This window comes from Gottfriedia acidiceleris (genome assembly GCF_023115465.1).
Lineage (GTDB): Bacteria > Bacillota > Bacilli > Bacillales > Bacillaceae_G > Gottfriedia > Gottfriedia acidiceleris_B.
Map to the genome: position 1 here is coordinate 2,999,988 of NZ_CP096034.1, position 17,910 is coordinate 3,017,897.

14 protein-coding genes are annotated in these 17,910 nt (G+C 33.1%); all 14 read right to left on the reverse strand.

Features of this window, described 5'->3' with window-relative positions:
- Positions 1 to 52 precede the first annotated feature (52 nt).
- A complete protein-coding gene (gene mutS, locus MY490_RS14275) occupies positions 53 to 2,695 on the reverse strand; it encodes a DNA mismatch repair protein MutS (RefSeq protein ID WP_248266324.1) in 2,643 nt (880 codons plus the stop codon).
- A gap of 153 nt (positions 2,696 to 2,848) precedes the next feature.
- A complete protein-coding gene (gene cotE, locus MY490_RS14280) occupies positions 2,849 to 3,394 on the reverse strand; it encodes an outer spore coat protein CotE (protein ID WP_248266325.1) in 546 nt (181 codons plus the stop codon).
- Positions 3,395 to 3,666: 272 nt separating this feature from the next.
- The gene (locus MY490_RS14285) at positions 3,667 to 4,113 is read right to left on the reverse strand and encodes a YlbF/YmcA family competence regulator (RefSeq protein WP_248266326.1); all 447 of its coding nucleotides are present in this window, start codon (positions 4,111 to 4,113) and stop codon (positions 3,667 to 3,669) included.
- Complete coding sequence (gene miaB, locus MY490_RS14290) at positions 4,113 to 5,642, reverse strand: tRNA (N6-isopentenyl adenosine(37)-C2)-methylthiotransferase MiaB (protein ID WP_248266327.1); 1,530 nt, start codon at positions 5,640 to 5,642, stop codon at positions 4,113 to 4,115. Before miaB ends, MY490_RS14285 begins: the two co-directional genes overlap by 1 nt.
- Before the next feature lie 834 nt (positions 5,643 to 6,476).
- The gene (locus tag MY490_RS14295; RefSeq protein ID WP_248266328.1) at positions 6,477 to 7,022 is read right to left on the reverse strand and encodes a GNAT family N-acetyltransferase; all 546 of its coding nucleotides are present in this window, start codon (positions 7,020 to 7,022) and stop codon (positions 6,477 to 6,479) included.
- Between the two features lie 127 nt (positions 7,023 to 7,149).
- A complete protein-coding gene (locus MY490_RS14300; protein WP_088012878.1) occupies positions 7,150 to 8,016 on the reverse strand; it encodes a 2-oxoacid:ferredoxin oxidoreductase subunit beta in 867 nt (288 codons plus the stop codon).
- Positions 8,003 to 9,760 carry a 2-oxoacid:acceptor oxidoreductase subunit alpha gene (locus MY490_RS14305; protein ID WP_056470728.1) on the reverse strand — a complete coding sequence of 586 codons (1,758 nt, stop codon included), beginning with the start codon at positions 9,758 to 9,760 and terminating at the stop codon, positions 8,003 to 8,005. Before MY490_RS14305 ends, MY490_RS14300 begins: the two co-directional genes overlap by 14 nt.
- Before the next feature lie 229 nt (positions 9,761 to 9,989).
- Positions 9,990 to 10,916, reverse strand: coding sequence for a dipeptidase (locus MY490_RS14310; RefSeq protein ID WP_248266329.1), 927 nt, complete (start codon positions 10,914 to 10,916; stop codon positions 9,990 to 9,992).
- A 223-nt stretch (positions 10,917 to 11,139) separates the two neighbouring features.
- Positions 11,140 to 11,400, reverse strand: coding sequence for a stage V sporulation protein SpoVS (gene spoVS, locus MY490_RS14315; protein WP_044893696.1), 261 nt, complete (start codon positions 11,398 to 11,400; stop codon positions 11,140 to 11,142).
- A 126-nt stretch (positions 11,401 to 11,526) separates the two neighbouring features.
- On the reverse strand, positions 11,527 to 12,318 hold the full coding sequence (locus MY490_RS14320; protein WP_248266330.1) for a TIGR00282 family metallophosphoesterase: 792 nt from the start codon (positions 12,316 to 12,318) through the stop codon (positions 11,527 to 11,529).
- Between the two features lie 211 nt (positions 12,319 to 12,529).
- Positions 12,530 to 14,101, reverse strand: coding sequence for a ribonuclease Y (gene rny / locus MY490_RS14325; RefSeq protein ID WP_248266331.1), 1,572 nt, complete (start codon positions 14,099 to 14,101; stop codon positions 12,530 to 12,532).
- A gap of 652 nt (positions 14,102 to 14,753) precedes the next feature.
- The gene (gene recA, locus MY490_RS14330; protein ID WP_248266332.1) at positions 14,754 to 15,797 is read right to left on the reverse strand and encodes a recombinase RecA; all 1,044 of its coding nucleotides are present in this window, start codon (positions 15,795 to 15,797) and stop codon (positions 14,754 to 14,756) included.
- 249 nt (positions 15,798 to 16,046) lie between these two features.
- Positions 16,047 to 17,306, reverse strand: coding sequence for a competence/damage-inducible protein A (locus tag MY490_RS14335; RefSeq protein ID WP_248266333.1), 1,260 nt, complete (start codon positions 17,304 to 17,306; stop codon positions 16,047 to 16,049).
- Between the two features lie 20 nt (positions 17,307 to 17,326).
- Positions 17,327 to 17,905: a CDP-diacylglycerol--glycerol-3-phosphate 3-phosphatidyltransferase gene (gene pgsA, locus MY490_RS14340; RefSeq protein WP_248266334.1), complete on the reverse strand. Its 579-nt coding sequence runs from the start codon at positions 17,903 to 17,905 to the stop codon at positions 17,327 to 17,329.
- Between the last annotated feature and the right edge of the window lie 5 nt (positions 17,906 to 17,910).

Genomic DNA, 17,910 nt, shown 5'->3' on the forward strand with positions numbered 1-17,910 from the left:
TATTATCACAATTTTAACTGTTAATAAAAAGAAAGGCCAATTGGCCTTTTTTTTATTTTTTAACTTGCTTTTGAAGTTCATATAATAAATTAAATGCTTCCATAGGATTTAATTCTAGTATATTTATTCCTTTTAATTGATCAATAACAGGATGGTTTTTAACAACTTCTTTAACCACCGGTTGATGATCGTCAAATAAGCTTAACTGAGATTCAGCATCCTCTTTGTCAGTTGTTTGAACAATTTCTTTTTTCGGTACTTGAATATTTACAATCTCTTTTTCTGTATTTAGATTTTCCTCTTTAACATAGGAATGATTATTTGATTCTAAATCATTTAATAATTCTTTTGCTCTACTGATTACATCTTTTGGAAGATTTGCTAATTCAGCAACGTGGATACCGTAGCTTTGATCCGCTGCACCTTCAAAGATTTTATGAAGGAATAATACTTTTCCATCTTGCTCTTTTGCTGCTACGTGAATATTTTTTAAGAACTTAAGTTGATTCGCTAATACCGTCAATTCATGATAGTGAGTAGAAAAAAGCGTTTTTGCTCCGATATGATCATGTATATATTCAATCATCGCTTGTGCTAAAGCCATTCCATCATATGTTGATGTACCTCTACCAATTTCATCAAATAAGATTAAACTTTTTTCTGTTGCATTCGTGATTGCATAATTAGCTTCTAACATTTCGACCATAAATGTACTCTGCCCAGAAATTAAATCATCAGCAGCACCAATTCTCGTAAATATTTGATCAAAAATAGGTAATTTCGCATATTCAGCAGGTACATAGCAACCAATTTGAGCCAATATACTTATTAATGCAACTTGTTTCATATACGTACTTTTACCAGCCATATTAGGTCCTGTAATTAAAAATTGATGAGTATTAACATCGAAATTCGTATCATTAGGAATATACTCTGAACCTAGAAGTACTTTTTCAACTACTGGATGTCTGCCATTCTTCACAATATATTCACTTTCCTCAGTGAATGCTGGTCTTACATATCCATTTTTTTCACTAACTACAGAAAAACTTTGTAAAACGTCAATTTGACTAATTATTTGTCCTAATGTTTGAAGTCTAGATAAATATTGTTTTACTTGTTCTCGAATTGAAATAAATAACTCATATTCCAATCCAATCATTTTTTCTTCAGCTTCAAGAATCATTGTTTCTTTTTCTTTTAGCTCTTCAGTAATAAAACGTTCTGCATTCGCTAACGTTTGTTTACGTTCGTAACGACCTTCTGGTATTTGACTGATATTTGATCTAGTTACCTCGATAAAGTAGCCGAAAATTCGATTGTATCCAATTTTTAAAGACTTAATCCCCGTAATTTCTCTTTCTCTTTGTTCTAATTCCATTAGCCAATTTTTACCGTTCTTACTTACGAAACGATATTCATCTAATGTTTTATGAAAGCCATCTTTAATAATGTTTCCTTCTTTAATTGATAAAGGCGCATCTTCAATAATTGCATTCTCTAAAAGCATTTGAAGCTCTTCACATGGATCGATTTGATTAATTAGTTCATCTATCGTTTCATGACTAATGGATTTTAAAGCATGAATAATTAAAGGTACTGTTTGAAGTGATCGTTTTAATTGCAATAAATCTCTTGCATTTACATTACCAAATGAGACTTTTCCAGCTAAACGCTCTAAATCATAAACATCCTTTAATAATTCCTTTAGATCTTCACGTATAAAATAGTTTTCCATTAACAATTCCACAATCGTTAAACGATGCTCGATTTGTTCCGTACTGACTAGGGGACGTTGAATCCATTTTTTTAGTAATCGTCCACCCATCGCTGTTTTTGTTTCATCTAATAACCAATTTAAAGAACCTTGCTTGTTTTTTGAACGTTGTGTTTCAACTAATTCAAGATTTCTCATCGAATACATGTCCATATTTAAAAAATCATGTTGATGAATAACGACTATTTCTTGAAGATGAGAAAGTGTTCGTTTTTGTGTTCTCGATAAATAATTTAATAATCTTGCGGTAGTAGTTTTTAAACTAGTTTGATCAATTGATTTTACAACATTTGTAAACTCCTCAGATAAACGATCATTCTCCTCAAATGAAACGGTAATAGAAAAGCTTTTTTCTAGTGTTTGAATCGCTTTAGATGAAAAATCTTCTTTTACAACTACTTCTTTTGTACCAGTTGCTGCAATTTTTAAAACCGCTTCTTCAATTGACCCACTAAGTAATAAAGCATTGCCCTCACCAGTCGTCAAATCAATCCAAGCCAAAGCATATGAACTCGGTGTTACTTCAGATAATGTTGAGATATAATGATTTTGCTTTTCATCAATCGATCTACCCTCCATTTGCGTCCCAGGAGTGATCAGCTGAACAACCTCTCTTCGAACTACTCCTTTTGCGACGGTTGGATCTTCGACTTGTTCACAAATAGCTACTTTATATCCTTTTTCAACTAATTGTTCTATATATCCAGGAGCAGAATGGAATGGTACCCCACACATCGGAATTCTTTCATCGGTTCCTCCTGCTCGGCCGGTTAAAGTAATTTCTAAAACTTGAGATGCCTTAATTGCATCCTCAAAAAACATTTCATAAAAATCACCAAGTCTAAAAAACAAAAATGCATCTTGGTAATTCTTTTTTATATTTAAATATTGCTCAATCATTGGCGTATAAGTTGCCATTTGTATCCTCTCCATCAAAAAACATTCTTCGCATATTATATCACATTTTGCGAAAAGGCTTAGAAAGTTCGAAAGTTAAGACAAAGAAAACTTTCGATTGATTTATGAATCGCAAAATAAAAAAGCTAGGAAGTATCACCTCCCTAGCCTAACTTACTCTTCTTCGCCCTCTAAAACAAAATCTGGATCTAAATCTTCAAACTCATCATCTACATCAAAGAACTCGTCATCGTCGTCTACACCATGTGGTGCAACAAGTACGACAATTTTCGTTTCACCTACAACTTCAACTAATACTTCTTTCTCTACAGTTACAATAAATCGATTTCCATTTGGAGAAATGATTGCATCTAAACAATTTGGATGTTTTAATGATCTAGCAATCACTTCACAATCCTCGCCAGTAAAGTTTTCATCTCTGTGTCTTAACTTTACTACTTCAGTATACTTAACAGATTCAGGAACTACTTCTGTTTTCGTATTATCACCATAGGAGTACCAAATATTAATATCATATTTACCAGATACTTCTACTCCATCCTTACATTTTTTTGCATCATATACATGGTTTATAACCCAGCAGCCTAAAATACTTGATGGAGTATGATTTGGTGTGATTGTATGTGTGACTTTGTTATATTTCTTGCCTCTTCCTACGACTGCCTTCGTTATAATCTCTCTATGTTCGCGTTCAGACATAGGTGTGACCCTCCTCGTTCCATTTTCATTTCATTCTATGCGTGACATATGCGGAATGTGTTAATGACATGAAAATTCTTTTATACAAGTTAAAAAAACATGTGATGATAAATTGTATGACGACAGCCTAATAAAGTTGACTCTAAATTGAAGAATTTAAAAAATAAACATAAAAATTATGATATTAAGGCTACTTAGTAATTACTTTATTAACTTTATATAAAAAAAAGACTCAAGCAGCAAAATTAATTGCTTTCTTGAGTCTTTTTTTATTAATGGCTGCAGCTATCTGTTTTGCATGAATCCGGTCCATGTGCTACTTTTGAACCTGTCTCACCACTTAATAAGTTCCCACCTGTTGACTTAATGATTTCGTCTGTCACACCATTTGAGATCGTGTGAGCGATTAATTGAAGTAAATCATTAACCTCTACTTGAGAAGATTGGAATTCTTGTACAACTGGAATTGTTTCAAGTTTTTCGTTTAATTCATCAAGCTCTTGTTCAACTTTTTTAAGTGCTTCTTTTTTACCCCAGTGCTCTAAATTAACTGCTTGTTTTTGTAATGACTTAATTTCTTCAATATAAGCTCTAACAGTTTCACTCTCGTTAATTTGCGCTTCAGCACGTTTAAAAAAGTCTACTTCTTCAGTTTCAGAAATCATTACTGCTAATTCTTTTGCACGTTCAACGATATCAGTTTTTGTATATTTTCCCATTATAGCACCTCTACTGTTTCTTCTACTAATTCTCCATCTAATGACCATGTTTTAGCTTTTGTAACTTTTACTTTTACAATTTGACCAACAATTGATTTAGGACCTCTAAAGTTTACAAGTTTATTGTAAGGAGTATACCCAGCAAGGACATCAGGATTTTTCTTGCTTTCTCCTTCTACTAATACATCAAGTATTTGACCTTCAAAACGTTTATTAAATTCAGCAGATTTTTCATTTACAAGATTGTTAAGTCGTTGTAATCTTTCCTTTTTCACACTCTCTGGTACATTATCTACCATTTTTGCGGCCGGTGTACCTTCACGTGGTGAATAAATGAATGTAAATGCTAAATCAAAACCAACTTCTTCATATAATGTCATCGTTTCTTCGAATTGCTCATCCGTTTCATTTGGGAATCCAACAATGATATCTGTTGTAAATGAAATTTGTGGCATTGCAGTTTTTAATTTTCTTACAAGTTCTAAGTATTGTTCACGATCGTATTTACGTGACATTAGTTTTAGAACTTCAGAGCTACCAGATTGAACTGGTAAATGAATATGTGGCATTAAGTTGCCACCTTTTGCTAATACTTCTATTAAATGATCATCAAAATCACGTGGATGACTTGTTGTAAAACGAACACGTGGGATGCCAATTTTACGGATTTCATCCATTAAATGACCTAATCCATATTTACCATCATCTAAGTCTTTACCATAAGCATTAACATTTTGACCTAATAAAGTAACTTCTTTATAGCCCAGTCTAGCTAATTCACGTACTTCATTGATGATATCCTCTGGTTGACGACTACGTTCTTTACCACGTGTATAAGGAACAATACAGTACGTACAGAATTTATCACATCCATACATAATATTAACCCAAGCTTTAATTTCTCCACGACGTACTTTTGGAAGGTTCTCGATTACATCCCCTTCTTTTGACCATACTTCAATAACCATTTCTTTACTAAACATCGCTTCTTGAATAATAAATGGTAATCTATGAATATTATGTGTACCAAATACCATATCTATAAATGAATGTTTTTGTAAGATTCGATTAACAACTGCTTCTTCTTGAGACATACAACCACAAATACCAATTAATAAATCTGGTCTTTGAAGTTTTAATGGTTTTAAGTGACCAATTTCACCAAACACTTTATTTTCAGCATTTTCTCGAATTGCACATGTGTTTAATAGAATAATATCTGCATCTTCAACTGATGTAGCTACTTCATAACCCATCGTTGTTAAAATACCTGCCATAACTTCTGTGTCATGTTCATTCATTTGGCAACCATAAGTACGGATTAAGAATTTCTTACCGACACCTGAATTTCTCATTTCTTCAGGAATTTCGAAACCACGATCATAAGTAACTTCTTCTTTACCACGACGCTTTGCATCAGCTAAAGATGGAGCTTGGTAAACTTTTTCAAAATATTTACTATAATCTTTATCGTTTCTATCTTTTGAATTATTTATATTAGTGCCTTGAAGGCGTTGTTGTTCATTCATGAAACAATCTCCTTTCTTCTCGAGCGTCCACACATTACTTAAGTATATAACGTTATTCTACAATATACAATGTACGTTACGCAAAAAAGAAAGCCGATAATAGTAGTATATTTGAATAATTTTATTCATTTTTATAAAAACAATTCTTTAAATAATAAAGCGCTTTAATTATTAATAGAAGAATGTTGATTTCAAATAAATGATCCTAGTGATTAAAACTGTGACCCGAGCCCATTGAAGATTAATAATTCTGAGTATGATAACTGAAGTTCATAAGTTACATAAAAATGTAAAAATATAAGTAGCTCATGAAACAACATCCCCAGGAAACAATCGTAAAATTCATGACAATGACATTTTCTGACCAACCATATTTAATTCCATAATGAAAATGTATATGGACCATTAGAAATAATCTTTTTCTTGTTCTTTTAAAGTAGAAAACTTGAAAATAAAAGGAAAACTTTTTAGCTAAATAAAACCTGAAAATCGCAAATAAATTCGGCAAATCGGCAATTAAAAATACGGAATCCAAATAAAATTTACAAATCTGCAATTTAATCTAGTAGAACTGCAAATAAACTTAAAAAGTATCTATACCCAATAAGGTATTACGGCCTAATTATTGTACATAGTAAAAGCTTTTAACTTAAAAACAAACAATTAAGTTCTTAAACTTACTAATTCGAATAACAATCAGCTAATTTTTTTAAAAAGCCCAATTATATCAACTATTAAATGAAAACCGAAGTTGAAATACCTCCCACTTCGTATACCTCCATAGTACAGAGCGTAAAAAAATGTGAAAAACTCTTAATATCCCATTTAAAATTGCTATATTAATATATCGCTGACTTTAATTTTCCAAATCATATGATCATATCCTTTTTCCCAATAGTCCTTTAATAAATAATCAGGTTCCCCAAATTTCTTTTTCCAGATTTTTTGGGCATTACAATAGCCACTATCTAAACAAAATTCTTCGATCCCTCTATTCTGCAAAGTAACGTACATACTCTTTAATAATAAATTTCCTATTCCATTTTTTTGATACTCCGGATGTACAAATACTGTACCAACCTCAGGTAGCCCTTTTAATACATGGTTTGTACAATTTAAAATAAGATCACTAGCTGGACCATATTCAATCGAACCAATAATTTTTTCGTTTTCAAGAGCAATCAAAAAAAATCGTTCTTCACCATTACTTTCAAAATCATTTTCTAAAAATATTCTTTTTGTTTTGATTTCTTCATACATACTTTCCACCTGATTACTAATACCTTCTTTTGCAAAAGTATCGGTAATCACTATTTTAAAAAATTGATTTAACTCTTTCATGTCCTCTATTCTTGGTCTTCTTATTTTAATATTCATCATCAAAAACACTCCTAACTACAAATTACTTCAACATCAAATGGCAGTATCCTTCATAATAAATTGTTGATTGTCTAGATTTAAATATAAAATAAAAAAACTCCTCAAAATTGAGGAGTTTTTCTTATTATTACATGAATTCAGCAACTAATTTTTCGAATTGTGCTTTTTCTAATTGAAGTTCTGATTCAACTAATGGTTGTTCACTGTATCCAGAAATTAATTGTTGGTATGATTTTTGCTCTTTGTTTTGGTAGATAAGACCAGTTACTAAACCTTTATTTTGCATTAATGTTTGCATAGCCATTTCTTTGTTTGATGGATCATATCCTTCAACATCAGAAAGTTTAACAAGATTTTCTTTAAACCAGTCATATGTGTTTACTTTATTGTAAGTTACACATGGGCTGAATACGTTAATTAAAGAGAAACCTTTGTGGTTAATACCTTGCTCAATTAATGAAGTTAATTCTTTTAAATCACTTGAGAAACTTTGAGCTACGAATGTTCCACCAGCTGTTAATGCCATTTCCATTACTGAAAGTGCAGATTCAACAGAACCTTGTGGCGTACTCTTAGTTTTGAATCCTACATCACTACGAGGTGATGTTTGACCTTTTGTAAGACCATAGATTTGGTTGTCCATTACGATATACGTAATGTCGATGTTACGACGAATTGCATGGATCGTATGACCTAAACCGATAGCGAATCCATCACCGTCACCACCAGAAGCGATAACAGTTAGATCACGGTTAGCCATTTTAACACCTTGTGCAATTGGAAGTGAACGACCATGGATACCATGTAAACCGTAAGAGTTAATATATCCAGAAATACGACCAGAACATCCAATACCAGAAATTACTGCAAGGTTATCAGGTTCTAAACCAACATTTGCTGCTGCACGTTGGATAGATGCTTGTACAGAGAAGTCTCCACATCCTGGGCACCAGTTTGGTTTAATATTATTACGAAATTCTTTAAATGTTGCCATTTAGAACAACTCCTTCCTTGCAAGTATTGTAAATTTCTTTTGGTAAGAAAGGATTTCCATCATATTTTAGTAAGCTTGAAATCTTTTCTGCATGACCACAATTCATTTTGATAATGCTTGCTAATTGACCAGTAGCATTATTTTCAACAACGATTACACGTTTAGCTTTTTTAAGCTCAGGCATTAATTCGTTTGTTGGGAATGGGTGAATTAGACGAATATGAGCATGGTTAACTTTGATTCCATCTTGCTCTAAACGAACCATTGCTTCTTCAATTGCACCACGAGTTGAGTTGAAACCAACTAGTAATACATCAGCATCGTCGTGTTTAGAGTTCACTAACACTGGGTTAGGGAATTTTAAGTTATTTAACTTGCGCATACGTTTATCCATTTGTTGATTACGGTTAATTGGTGATTCTGATGGTTTACCCATTTCATCATGCTCAACACCAGTTACGTGGTGAATTCCACCTTTCATACCCGGTACTACACGAGGAGAAACGCCATCTTCAGTCACTTCATAACGTTTGAAGTACTCTTTGTTTTCAGATACAGGTAATTCTTGTTTGTAATCAAACTTACCACGGCGAATTTGTACTTTATCAAATTGAAGTGGCTCAACAGTTTGTTTACCTAAAGATAGTTGTAAGTCAGTAATTACGATAACAGGTACTTGGAATTCTTCAGCTACGTTAAACGCTTCCACCATATCGTAGAATCCTTCTTCTACTGTACTTGGAGCGATTACTACTTTCGGAATTTCACCGTGAGTTCCGTAGATCATAGCCATTAAGTCTGACTGCTCTTGTTTAGTTGGGAGACCAGTACTTGGACCACCACGTTGAGTATCAACGATTACTAAAGGAACTTCAGTCATACCAGAAAGACCGATTGCTTCCATCATTAATGAAAGACCAGGACCTGCAGATGATGTTAATGTACGAACACCAGCATAGTTAGCACCGATTGCCATTGTACATGCAGCAATTTCGTCTTCAGTTTGAATAACTGCTCCACCATACTGAGGTAATTTTTTGATTAAGTATTCCATGATTTCAGATGCTGGCGTAATTGGATACGCTGCCATAAAACGAGAACCACCAGCTAATGCACCCATTGCGATTGCATCGTTACCGATTAGGAACATACGTTTTTTACCATCAGCTTCTGATAATTGCATTTTATTTACATTCACGCCAAGCATTTCTCTCATTTCTTCTGCTCCACGTGCGATTGCTTCTATGTTTTTCTCAACAATTTGTTGACCTTTTTTACCAAAAATTTCATCTACAACTTCTCTGAAAACTTCAATTGATAGACCTAAAATTGCACTTGAAGCTCCAACTGCAACCATGTTTTTCATTAATGAAGTACCTAATTCAGTAGCTAATTCTGTAAATGGAATTGAATAAAGTGTTACGTCAGTTGAATCTGGAATTGTCGGATTAAATTTAGCATCAGCGATTACGATACCGCCTTTGCGTAATTCATAAAAGTTTACATCGATTGTTTCTTGGTCAAATGCTACTAAAATATCTAAGTCATCTGAAATTGCACGAACTTCAGTTGTACTTACACGAATTTTGTTATTAGTGTGACCACCTTTAATACGAGAAGAGAAATGACGATATCCGTATAAGTAGTAACCTAAACGGTTTAACGCAATTGCAAAAATCTCACCTGTACTTTCGATACCTTCACCCTGTTGTCCTCCAACTTTCCACGAAAGTTGTTCAATCATTTCCTACACCCCTTTGAATGCCCTCATTCGTAATAAATTAAATTATAAATGGATAATTTTTTTGCATATCATTCATTTTATATAAAAGAATGAAAGCGATTTAAGACATATCTTTTGATATGAGTTAATTCGCTTTCAATTCTAGACCTATTAACCAAAAAAATCAATGATTTTGAAAGAAATTATTCCTTTAATTTTTATATTTTTATTATTCTGAACAAGTAACATATTATTTGTAATGTATATATGATGAATAATTCTCATACATAAAGCCTTTAACCTGTTGTTCTGTATAGTGTTTAAGCAATTCATTTGTTAAATTTTGATAAAGTCCTATATGATGTAAATTTGTTGGATGAGTATCGATTCCATCAAAATCTGATCCCATCGCAATAAATTTTTCTCCACCTAGAGAGCACATATGATCGATATGTTTAAGAATATCTGAAATAGTTGCAACACCTTCATCGACTAAAAAAGTGGGATAGAAATTAATCCCTACTATGGCTCCTCTATTAAACATAGCCTTTAGCTGTTCATCATTTAAATTTCTTGGATGTTTACAAATCGCTTTAGCATTTGAATGGGTAGCTGTTGGATATTTTGCTTGTTCAAATGCATCCCAAAACGCAGCTTCAGTACAATGAGAAAGATCACACCACATATTATGCTCATTTAAGTAATGAACTACACTTCTTCCAAAATTAGTTAAGCCCCCATTTCTTTCTTCAAGAATTCCATCTGCAGCTTCATTTGCATAATTCCATACTAGACCGACACTACGTACGCCTAGACGATGTAATATCTTTAAGCGATTAATATCACCTAAAAGTGCATCACAGCCCTCTAGCGTCAAAATAGCACCCATTTCGTGACTTTTTAATCCAACTTCATCTTCTTTTGTTCGAATAACTTTTATATTATTATTTTCAGTTGCTACTTTTTCATAAAAAAGGGTGACACATTGAAGAGCTGCATCAAATTTGATTAGTTTATGTACATTTTCGGGAATATAAATCGCATAGCATTGTATTTTACTATTCCCTTGTTTTAATCGTTTAACTGAAACTTGTAGTGACTCATCATTTTCAAAATTGATCAAAGGATTTTCAAGTAATTTCATCAATACATCACAATGAGCATCAAAAACTTTCATAAATTAACACCCTCCCATTTTTTTTTGACTATTGAAACTAGTGTAACATATTAATAAATCCAATAATAAAAGTAATAATTATACGCAAAAAAACTCGTCGACTGACGAGCTTCAAGCCGGCGCTAAGTCTTAGCTCCACTTTTTAATCATGACCCGCTACACTTAATCTTTCTTTAACTAAAAATAAAACAACCTGTCGCTTTAGGCTAACAGGTTGTTATTATTAACGAGGCTCTACGATTAATTTTATCGCTGTACGCTCTTCCCCATCGATTTGAATATCTGTAAATGCAGGGATACAAATAAGGTCTACACCACTTGGTGCAACAAATCCTCTTGCAATTGCAACTGCTTTTACAGCTTGGTTTAACGCGCCAGCACCAATTGCTTGAATTTCTGCTGAACCACGCTCTCTCAATACACCTGCAAGTGCTCCTGCTACAGAATTAGGGTTTGACTTTGCTGAAACTTTTAATATTTCCATTCCTGATCCTCCTTGTACTTACAAAGCTATTATTGTGTACAATAAAAACTATTCTCGATGACAAGAAGTTATTCCTGCAAATATTTAAAAGTTTTTTAAAAATTTTCACAATTCTTTTAATTGATATTATAGCTCTTGATGATCATCATTTATTTGTATTCTTTTTATTGATTTTGCTAGCCCAGTTTGTTTGTCTAATTCGATGATGACACCACTTAACTGACCTCTGCCTTCATCTACTTCGAATCTCACTGGTAAGTTCGTTAGGAATTTTTTAATAACAGCTTCTTTCGTAACGCCTAGAATGCCATCATATGGACCCGTCATTCCAACATCCGTAATAAACGCTGTACCAGCAGGTAAAACTCGCTCATCAGCCGTTTGAACATGTGTATGTGTACCGACAACCGCTGTTACTCTTCCATCCAAATACCAGCCCATAGCAATTTTTTCACTTGTTGCTTCAGCATGAAAATCAACAAAAATGATGTTTGTTCGTTTTTTGGCGATTTTTATTAGCTCATCTGCTTTTTTAAAAGGACAATCAAGTGGTGGTAAAAATGTTCTACCTTGTAAATTTATAACGGCTATTTCAACATCATTAAAATTTAAAAAGACTAATCCATTACCTGGTGTACCTTCAGGGAAATTAGCTGGTCTAACTAAGTATTTTGCTTGATCAATAAATTCAAAAATATCCTTTTTATCCCATGCATGGTTACCAAGTGTTACTGCTTGAGCACCTAATTCTAAAAATTCGCGGTAAATTTTTTCTGTTATTCCTTTACCATGTGCTGCATTTTCACCATTTATAATCGTTACCGAAGGATTATATTTCCTTTTTAAAGCTTGAATATTAGCCTTTACCATTGACCTACCATTTGAACCAACTACATCGCCTATAAACATTATTCTCATTTCGTTACATCCTTCCAACTTGCCACTGCTAATTCACAGCACTGATTTTACTTTTAGATTACCCAAAAATACGAAAAAGCCCCTTTACTAGCACAATCTGAATCTTCATCTATGCCATTCAACTAAGATTCATTTCAGATATGTATTAGTTGGAGCTATTTTAAAAAATTTATTTTGTTACAAAAAAGAAAATAAAGTGGCAAATACCACTTTATTTTGCATACTCGACTGCTCGAGTTTCACGAATAACCGTAACTTTTATATGACCTGGATAATCCAGTTCATCTTCAATACGTTTTCTAATATCTCTCGCTAATCTATGAGCTTGTAAATCATCAATTGTATCTGGTTTTACCATGATGCGTACTTCACGACCTGCTTGAATAGCGAATGATTTTTCTACACCTTCGTATGATTCAGAAATCTCTTCAAGCTTTTCTAAACGACGGATATAGTTTTCTAATGTTTCGCTACGTGCTCCTGGTCTAGCAGCAGATAGAGCATCTGCAGCAGCTACAAGAACCGCAATAATTGAAGTTGGCGCAGCATCCCCATGATGGGATGCAATACTATTGATAACTACTGGATGTTCTTTATATTTCGTTGCTAATTCAACACCGATTTCAACGTGACTTCCTTCTACCTCATGGTCAATTGCTTTACCAATATCGTGAAGTAAACCTGCACGTTTTGCAAGTTTTATATCTTCACCAAGTTCAGCAGCCATAAGTCCAGCTAGGTTCGCTACTTCCATCGAATGCTTTAACACATTTTGACCATAACTAGTTCTAAATTTCAGACGACCTAATATTTTAATTAAGTCAGGGTGAATTCCATGAACACCAACTTCAAAAGTAGTTTGTTCACCGACTTCACGTATGTACTCATCTACTTCTCGTCTTGATTTTTCAACCATTTCTTCAATTCGTGCAGGATGGATACGACCATCTTGTACTAATTTATCTAGTGCAATTCGTGCAGTTTCACGACGAATTGGATCAAAACCTGATAATATTACAGCTTCAGGCGTATCATCAATAATTAAATCTATACCAGTTAACGTTTCTAGAGTACGTATATTTCGTCCTTCACGGCCAATAATACGACCTTTCATTTCATCATTTGGAAGATTTACAACTGAAACAGTTGTTTCAGCAACATGATCTGCAGCACATCGCTGGATTGCTAATGATAAAATATCTTTTGCTTTCTTATCTGCTTCTTCTTTTGCTCGAGCTTCTGTTTCTTTTACTAGTATTGCTGTTTCATGGGATAATTCATTTTCGACTTTAGAAAGTATTAATTGTCTTGCTTCTTCACGATTTAAGCTAGAAATTCTCTCTAACTCTTCTTGTTGAGCAGCAATTAATGTTTCTATCTTGCTTTCCATTTCTTCTATCTGCTGTTGTTTTAAAACAAGAGATTCCTCTTTTCTTTCAAGAACAGACTCACGTTTTGAAAGTCCATCATCTTTACGATCTAAGTTCTCTTCTTTTTGCATTAAACGATTTTCTGACTTTTGTAGTTCACTACGACGGTCTCGAATTTCGTTCTCTGCATCTGTACGAATTTTGAAAATTTCGTCCTTTGCTTCCAATAAAGCTTCTTTTTTAATTGTTTCTGAATCACGTTTTGCATCTTCAATAATTTGATTTGCATGATTAGTTGCGCCATTTATTTTAGCTTCTGCAATGGACTTACGGACAAAAAATCCGACAGCATAACCGACTCCGAATGTGGCAAGCAATGCGAAGATGATCAAAATTATAGTATTTGCACCCATGATTTCACCTCCTCTTGCTATTTAGTTAGTTTCATTTTTGTCGGCTGTTATATTGTATAAATAATTGCATCAACATACAGCACACTTCAATTCAATTTTTCACAAAATAGTAATATTTTTTTAGAATATACACTTAAATATTAAATCTCTTACCAAATGATGTCAAGCCTTGTAAATCGCTTACTTACTTGATTTATCAATATTTATTACATTTTTACTAGATTTCATACATGAGAATCTAAATTTTATTCATTAAATTTTTTTTAAGATTTGATTAGTAAGTTAATTGATCGAATTTTTCATTCTTAAACTACTCACCACTTAACACCCTTACAGGTTGTTTGAAGTGGGAGATTCTTGGGAACTGAGCATACTTGCTAGTGTTATTTCTTTGCCAACAGAGGTTACTCTTATTTACCAAGCTATTTCCGTAGATTCCTACGGTTCTATCATTATTTAGGCCAAAGCCAATGTACGTAAACCTGCCTTCAGCTAGAATATTTTTACTGTCATTTATGTCTTAATCGTGATATTGATGGCAAATTGGACAGGTCCATTCCCTAATTACAAGAAATTTGAAATTATAAATATAAAAAATGCAGGCACTTTTAATAAGCGCCCGCATTTTTTGTAATTTTAAACTAACTTTTGATTACTCTTTTAATAAAGAGAATTGTTCTTCGTCATCTGTTTCAGTTATAGCAACAGGGTTATCTAAACCATGGTGAAGACGGATAGATTGTTTAATCGTATCACGAATTTCTTTATTTTCTTTTAAGAATTGCTTAGCATTCTCACGACCTTGTCCAAGACGCTCTTCATTGTAAGAATACCATGCTCCACTCTTAAGAACGATATCTAAATCCGATCCAATATCAAGGATTTCTCCTTCTTTAGAAATACCTTCTCCATACATAATGTCTACATCTGCTTGTCTAAATGGTGGTGCTACTTTATTTTTTACTACTTTAATCTTTGTTTTGTTACCTACAATATCATTACCTTGTTTTAATTGTTCAGCACGACGTACTTCTAAACGAATTGTAGAATAGAATTTTAACGCACGTCCACCAGGAGTCGTTTCAGGATTACCAAACATAACCCCAACTTTTTCACGAATTTGGTTAATGAAGATTGCGATTGTTTTTGACTTGTTAATTGCACCAGAAAGTTTACGTAATGCTTGAGACATTAATCGTGCTTGTAGACCTACGTGAGCATCACCCATCTCACCTTCAATTTCTGCTTTTGGAACTAATGCAGCTACTGAGTCAATTACGATAATATCAATTGCACCACTGCGTACTAATGCTTCAGCAATTTCAAGTGCTTGTTCACCTGTATCTGGTTGAGATAATAATAACTCATCAATGTTTACACCTAATTTTTGAGCATAAACCGGATCTAATGCATGCTCAGCATCTATAAACGCCGCTTGTCCTCCATTTGCCTGAACTTCAGCGATTGCATGTAATGCTACAGTTGTTTTACCTGAACTTTCAGGACCATATACTTCGATAATTCGACCTCTTGGATATCCACCCACACCTAATGCAACATCTAGTGCTAACGATCCACTAGAAATAGTTGAAATTTGGCGGTCAGTTTGTTCTCCAAGTTTCATAATTGAACCTTTACCGAATTGTTTTTCGATTTGTTTTAAAGCCATATCTAATGCAGCTTGACGATCACTCATTTAGATTCCTCCTTCAGGATTCATTTATCTCTTAACTATATAATAACTGTTTTTTGTTCGTTTGCCAACAAAAAAATAGAACGTTTATTCGATATTTTTCGTATTTAAACTTGTTTTTTAAAGAATAGAAACGCTTGTTTCGTATTTTTCGGTCTATAAAACTAGATTTTTATTAATATCGAAACTATAAAATTAAAAAACTCGGCTAAATTAACCGAGCTTTTTTATTATAAAATATTCTATTTCATTTTATAAGTCTTGACTTTCAAAACTTGAATTAATTAATTTAATCAATAAGTTCGCGCCATTTTTGACACTTGATAATCTTATTTGTTCTCTAGTACCACTGAATTGAAACTCTTTTACAATTGAATCAGAATCACCAATTTTTATACCGATAAATACTTTCCCTACCGGCACATCTTCTAATGTAGACGGTCCTGCTTCACCAGTAAAACTAATTGAAATATTACTTCCTGTTAATCTTTGAATATTTTCAACTAGTGATTTTGCACACTCTGCACTTACTGCACCACTTTTATTAAGAATGTCTGATGGTACATGTAAAAGGTTTTGTTTCATTTCATTAGAATAACAAACAACACTCCCCTTAAAAATGGACGAATTCCCAGGAATATCTGTCAGTCTTTTACTGAACAGACCTCCAGTTAAACTTTCAGCAGCAGAAATAGTCAGTTTAAAATCTTTTAACTTTCTTGATAAAACTGTAAACAAGTTTTCATTATTTGTACCATATATAAACTGCCCAACACGGTCGCGTATTTTTTCTTCAGCTTGTCCAATTAGTTTTTCTGCCTCTTGTTCATTACTAGCACTTGCAGTAACTCGAAGCATTACTTCTCCCTCACTCGCTAAAGGAGCAATTGTTGGATTTGATTGATTTTCAAGTAAATCAAGAATTTCAGTTTCTAAAATCGATTCCCCGATGCCAAAAAACTTAAGCTCTTTGGAAATAATCGTACTTGCTTCCTTTCCTTTTAAAAAATAAGGAATTAGTTCTTTCTCAACCATCGGGATCATTTCTTTAGGTGGTCCTGGTAATAATACAAATTGTTTATTTTTCGCTTCAAGAACCATTCCAGGTGCCATACCATTATTATTCAATAAAACATATGCGTTATTAATGACTAATGCTTGTTTTTTATTATTTTCAGTCATTGGTCGATTTACTTTAATAAAATATTGTTCAATATAATCTAGTGATTCATCGTGGTAAACAAGTGATTCTTGAACAAATTCTGCAACAACTTCTTTCGTTAAATCATCCTTGGTTGGTCCAAGTCCACCAGTTAAGATGATTAAATCACTTCTTGATGAAGCAATTTCTAATGCACTTTTAAGTCGTTCGGAATTGTCTCCTACAACTGTTTGGAAATGATGGTGATATCCTAATGCAGATAAATGTTTAGCTAAAAATTGAGCATTTGTATTTGCAATTTGACCTAAAAGTAGCTCTGTACCTACTGCGATGATTTCAGCACGTTTCATATCATTTCCCCCTCTATTCATTACATTGATTTAAGAAGAACATCTCTATTTTTATAAAAATAATCCCAACCAGAATATACTGTAAAGAATAATGCGACCCAAAGTGATACATCCGCAATCGAAAATGGTAAGAAATTCAATGGGAAGTCATGTAAGAAATACGCTGAAATGGCAACTATTTGTGCCCAAGTCTTAATTTTACCTAGCATTGCAGCAGCATGAACTTCTCCAGAACCAGCTAAAATCATTCGTAAACCGGTTACAGCAAACTCTCTACTTATTATGACAATCGTAATCCACGCAGGAACATAATGAAAATCAGTTAAGATAATTAATGCTGAAGAAACAAGTAATTTATCAGCAAGTGGATCTAAAAACTTACCAAAATTAGTAACTAGATTTAATTTTCTTGCGTAATAACCATCTATAAAATCAGTAACTGAGGCAATAATAAAAATTGCAGCCCCTACTAAATGATTTATTGGTATTGAATCACCCATTAATGTAACTTTTCCCCATCCAAAATCAATTAAAACGGCAATCATAAATAATGGAATTAGACAAACCCTTGACACTGTGATCTTATTTGGTAAATTCATGGTAA

What these genes read in the sequence shown, in the direction of transcription:
- mutS (WP_248266324.1), bottom strand. Translation starts at nt 2,695, where the DNA reads ATGGCAACTTATACGCCAATGATTGAGCAATATTTAAATATAAAAAAG.
- cotE (WP_248266325.1), bottom strand. Translation starts at nt 3,394, where the DNA reads ATGTCTGAACGCGAACATAGAGAGATTATAACGAAGGCAGTCGTAGGA.
- MY490_RS14285 (WP_248266326.1), bottom strand. Translation starts at nt 4,113, where the DNA reads ATGGGAAAATATACAAAAACTGATATCGTTGAACGTGCAAAAGAATTA.
- miaB (WP_248266327.1), bottom strand. Translation starts at nt 5,642, where the DNA reads ATGAATGAACAACAACGCCTTCAAGGCACTAATATAAATAATTCAAAA.
- MY490_RS14295 (WP_248266328.1), bottom strand. Translation starts at nt 7,022, where the DNA reads ATGATGAATATTAAAATAAGAAGACCAAGAATAGAGGACATGAAAGAG.
- MY490_RS14300 (WP_088012878.1), bottom strand. Translation starts at nt 8,016, where the DNA reads ATGGCAACATTTAAAGAATTTCGTAATAATATTAAACCAAACTGGTGC.
- MY490_RS14305 (WP_056470728.1), bottom strand. Translation starts at nt 9,760, where the DNA reads ATGATTGAACAACTTTCGTGGAAAGTTGGAGGACAACAGGGTGAAGGT.
- MY490_RS14310 (WP_248266329.1), bottom strand. Translation starts at nt 10,916, where the DNA reads ATGAAAGTTTTTGATGCTCATTGTGATGTATTGATGAAATTACTTGAA.
- spoVS (WP_044893696.1), bottom strand. Translation starts at nt 11,400, where the DNA reads ATGGAAATATTAAAAGTTTCAGCAAAGTCAAACCCTAATTCTGTAGCA.
- MY490_RS14320 (WP_248266330.1), bottom strand. Translation starts at nt 12,318, where the DNA reads ATGAGAATAATGTTTATAGGCGATGTAGTTGGTTCAAATGGTAGGTCA.
- rny (WP_248266331.1), bottom strand. Translation starts at nt 14,101, where the DNA reads ATGGGTGCAAATACTATAATTTTGATCATCTTCGCATTGCTTGCCACA.
- recA (WP_248266332.1), bottom strand. Translation starts at nt 15,797, where the DNA reads ATGAGTGATCGTCAAGCTGCATTAGATATGGCTTTAAAACAAATCGAA.
- MY490_RS14335 (WP_248266333.1), bottom strand. Translation starts at nt 17,306, where the DNA reads ATGAAACGTGCTGAAATCATCGCAGTAGGTACAGAGCTACTTTTAGGT.
- pgsA (WP_248266334.1), bottom strand. Translation starts at nt 17,905, where the DNA reads ATGAATTTACCAAATAAGATCACAGTGTCAAGGGTTTGTCTAATTCCA.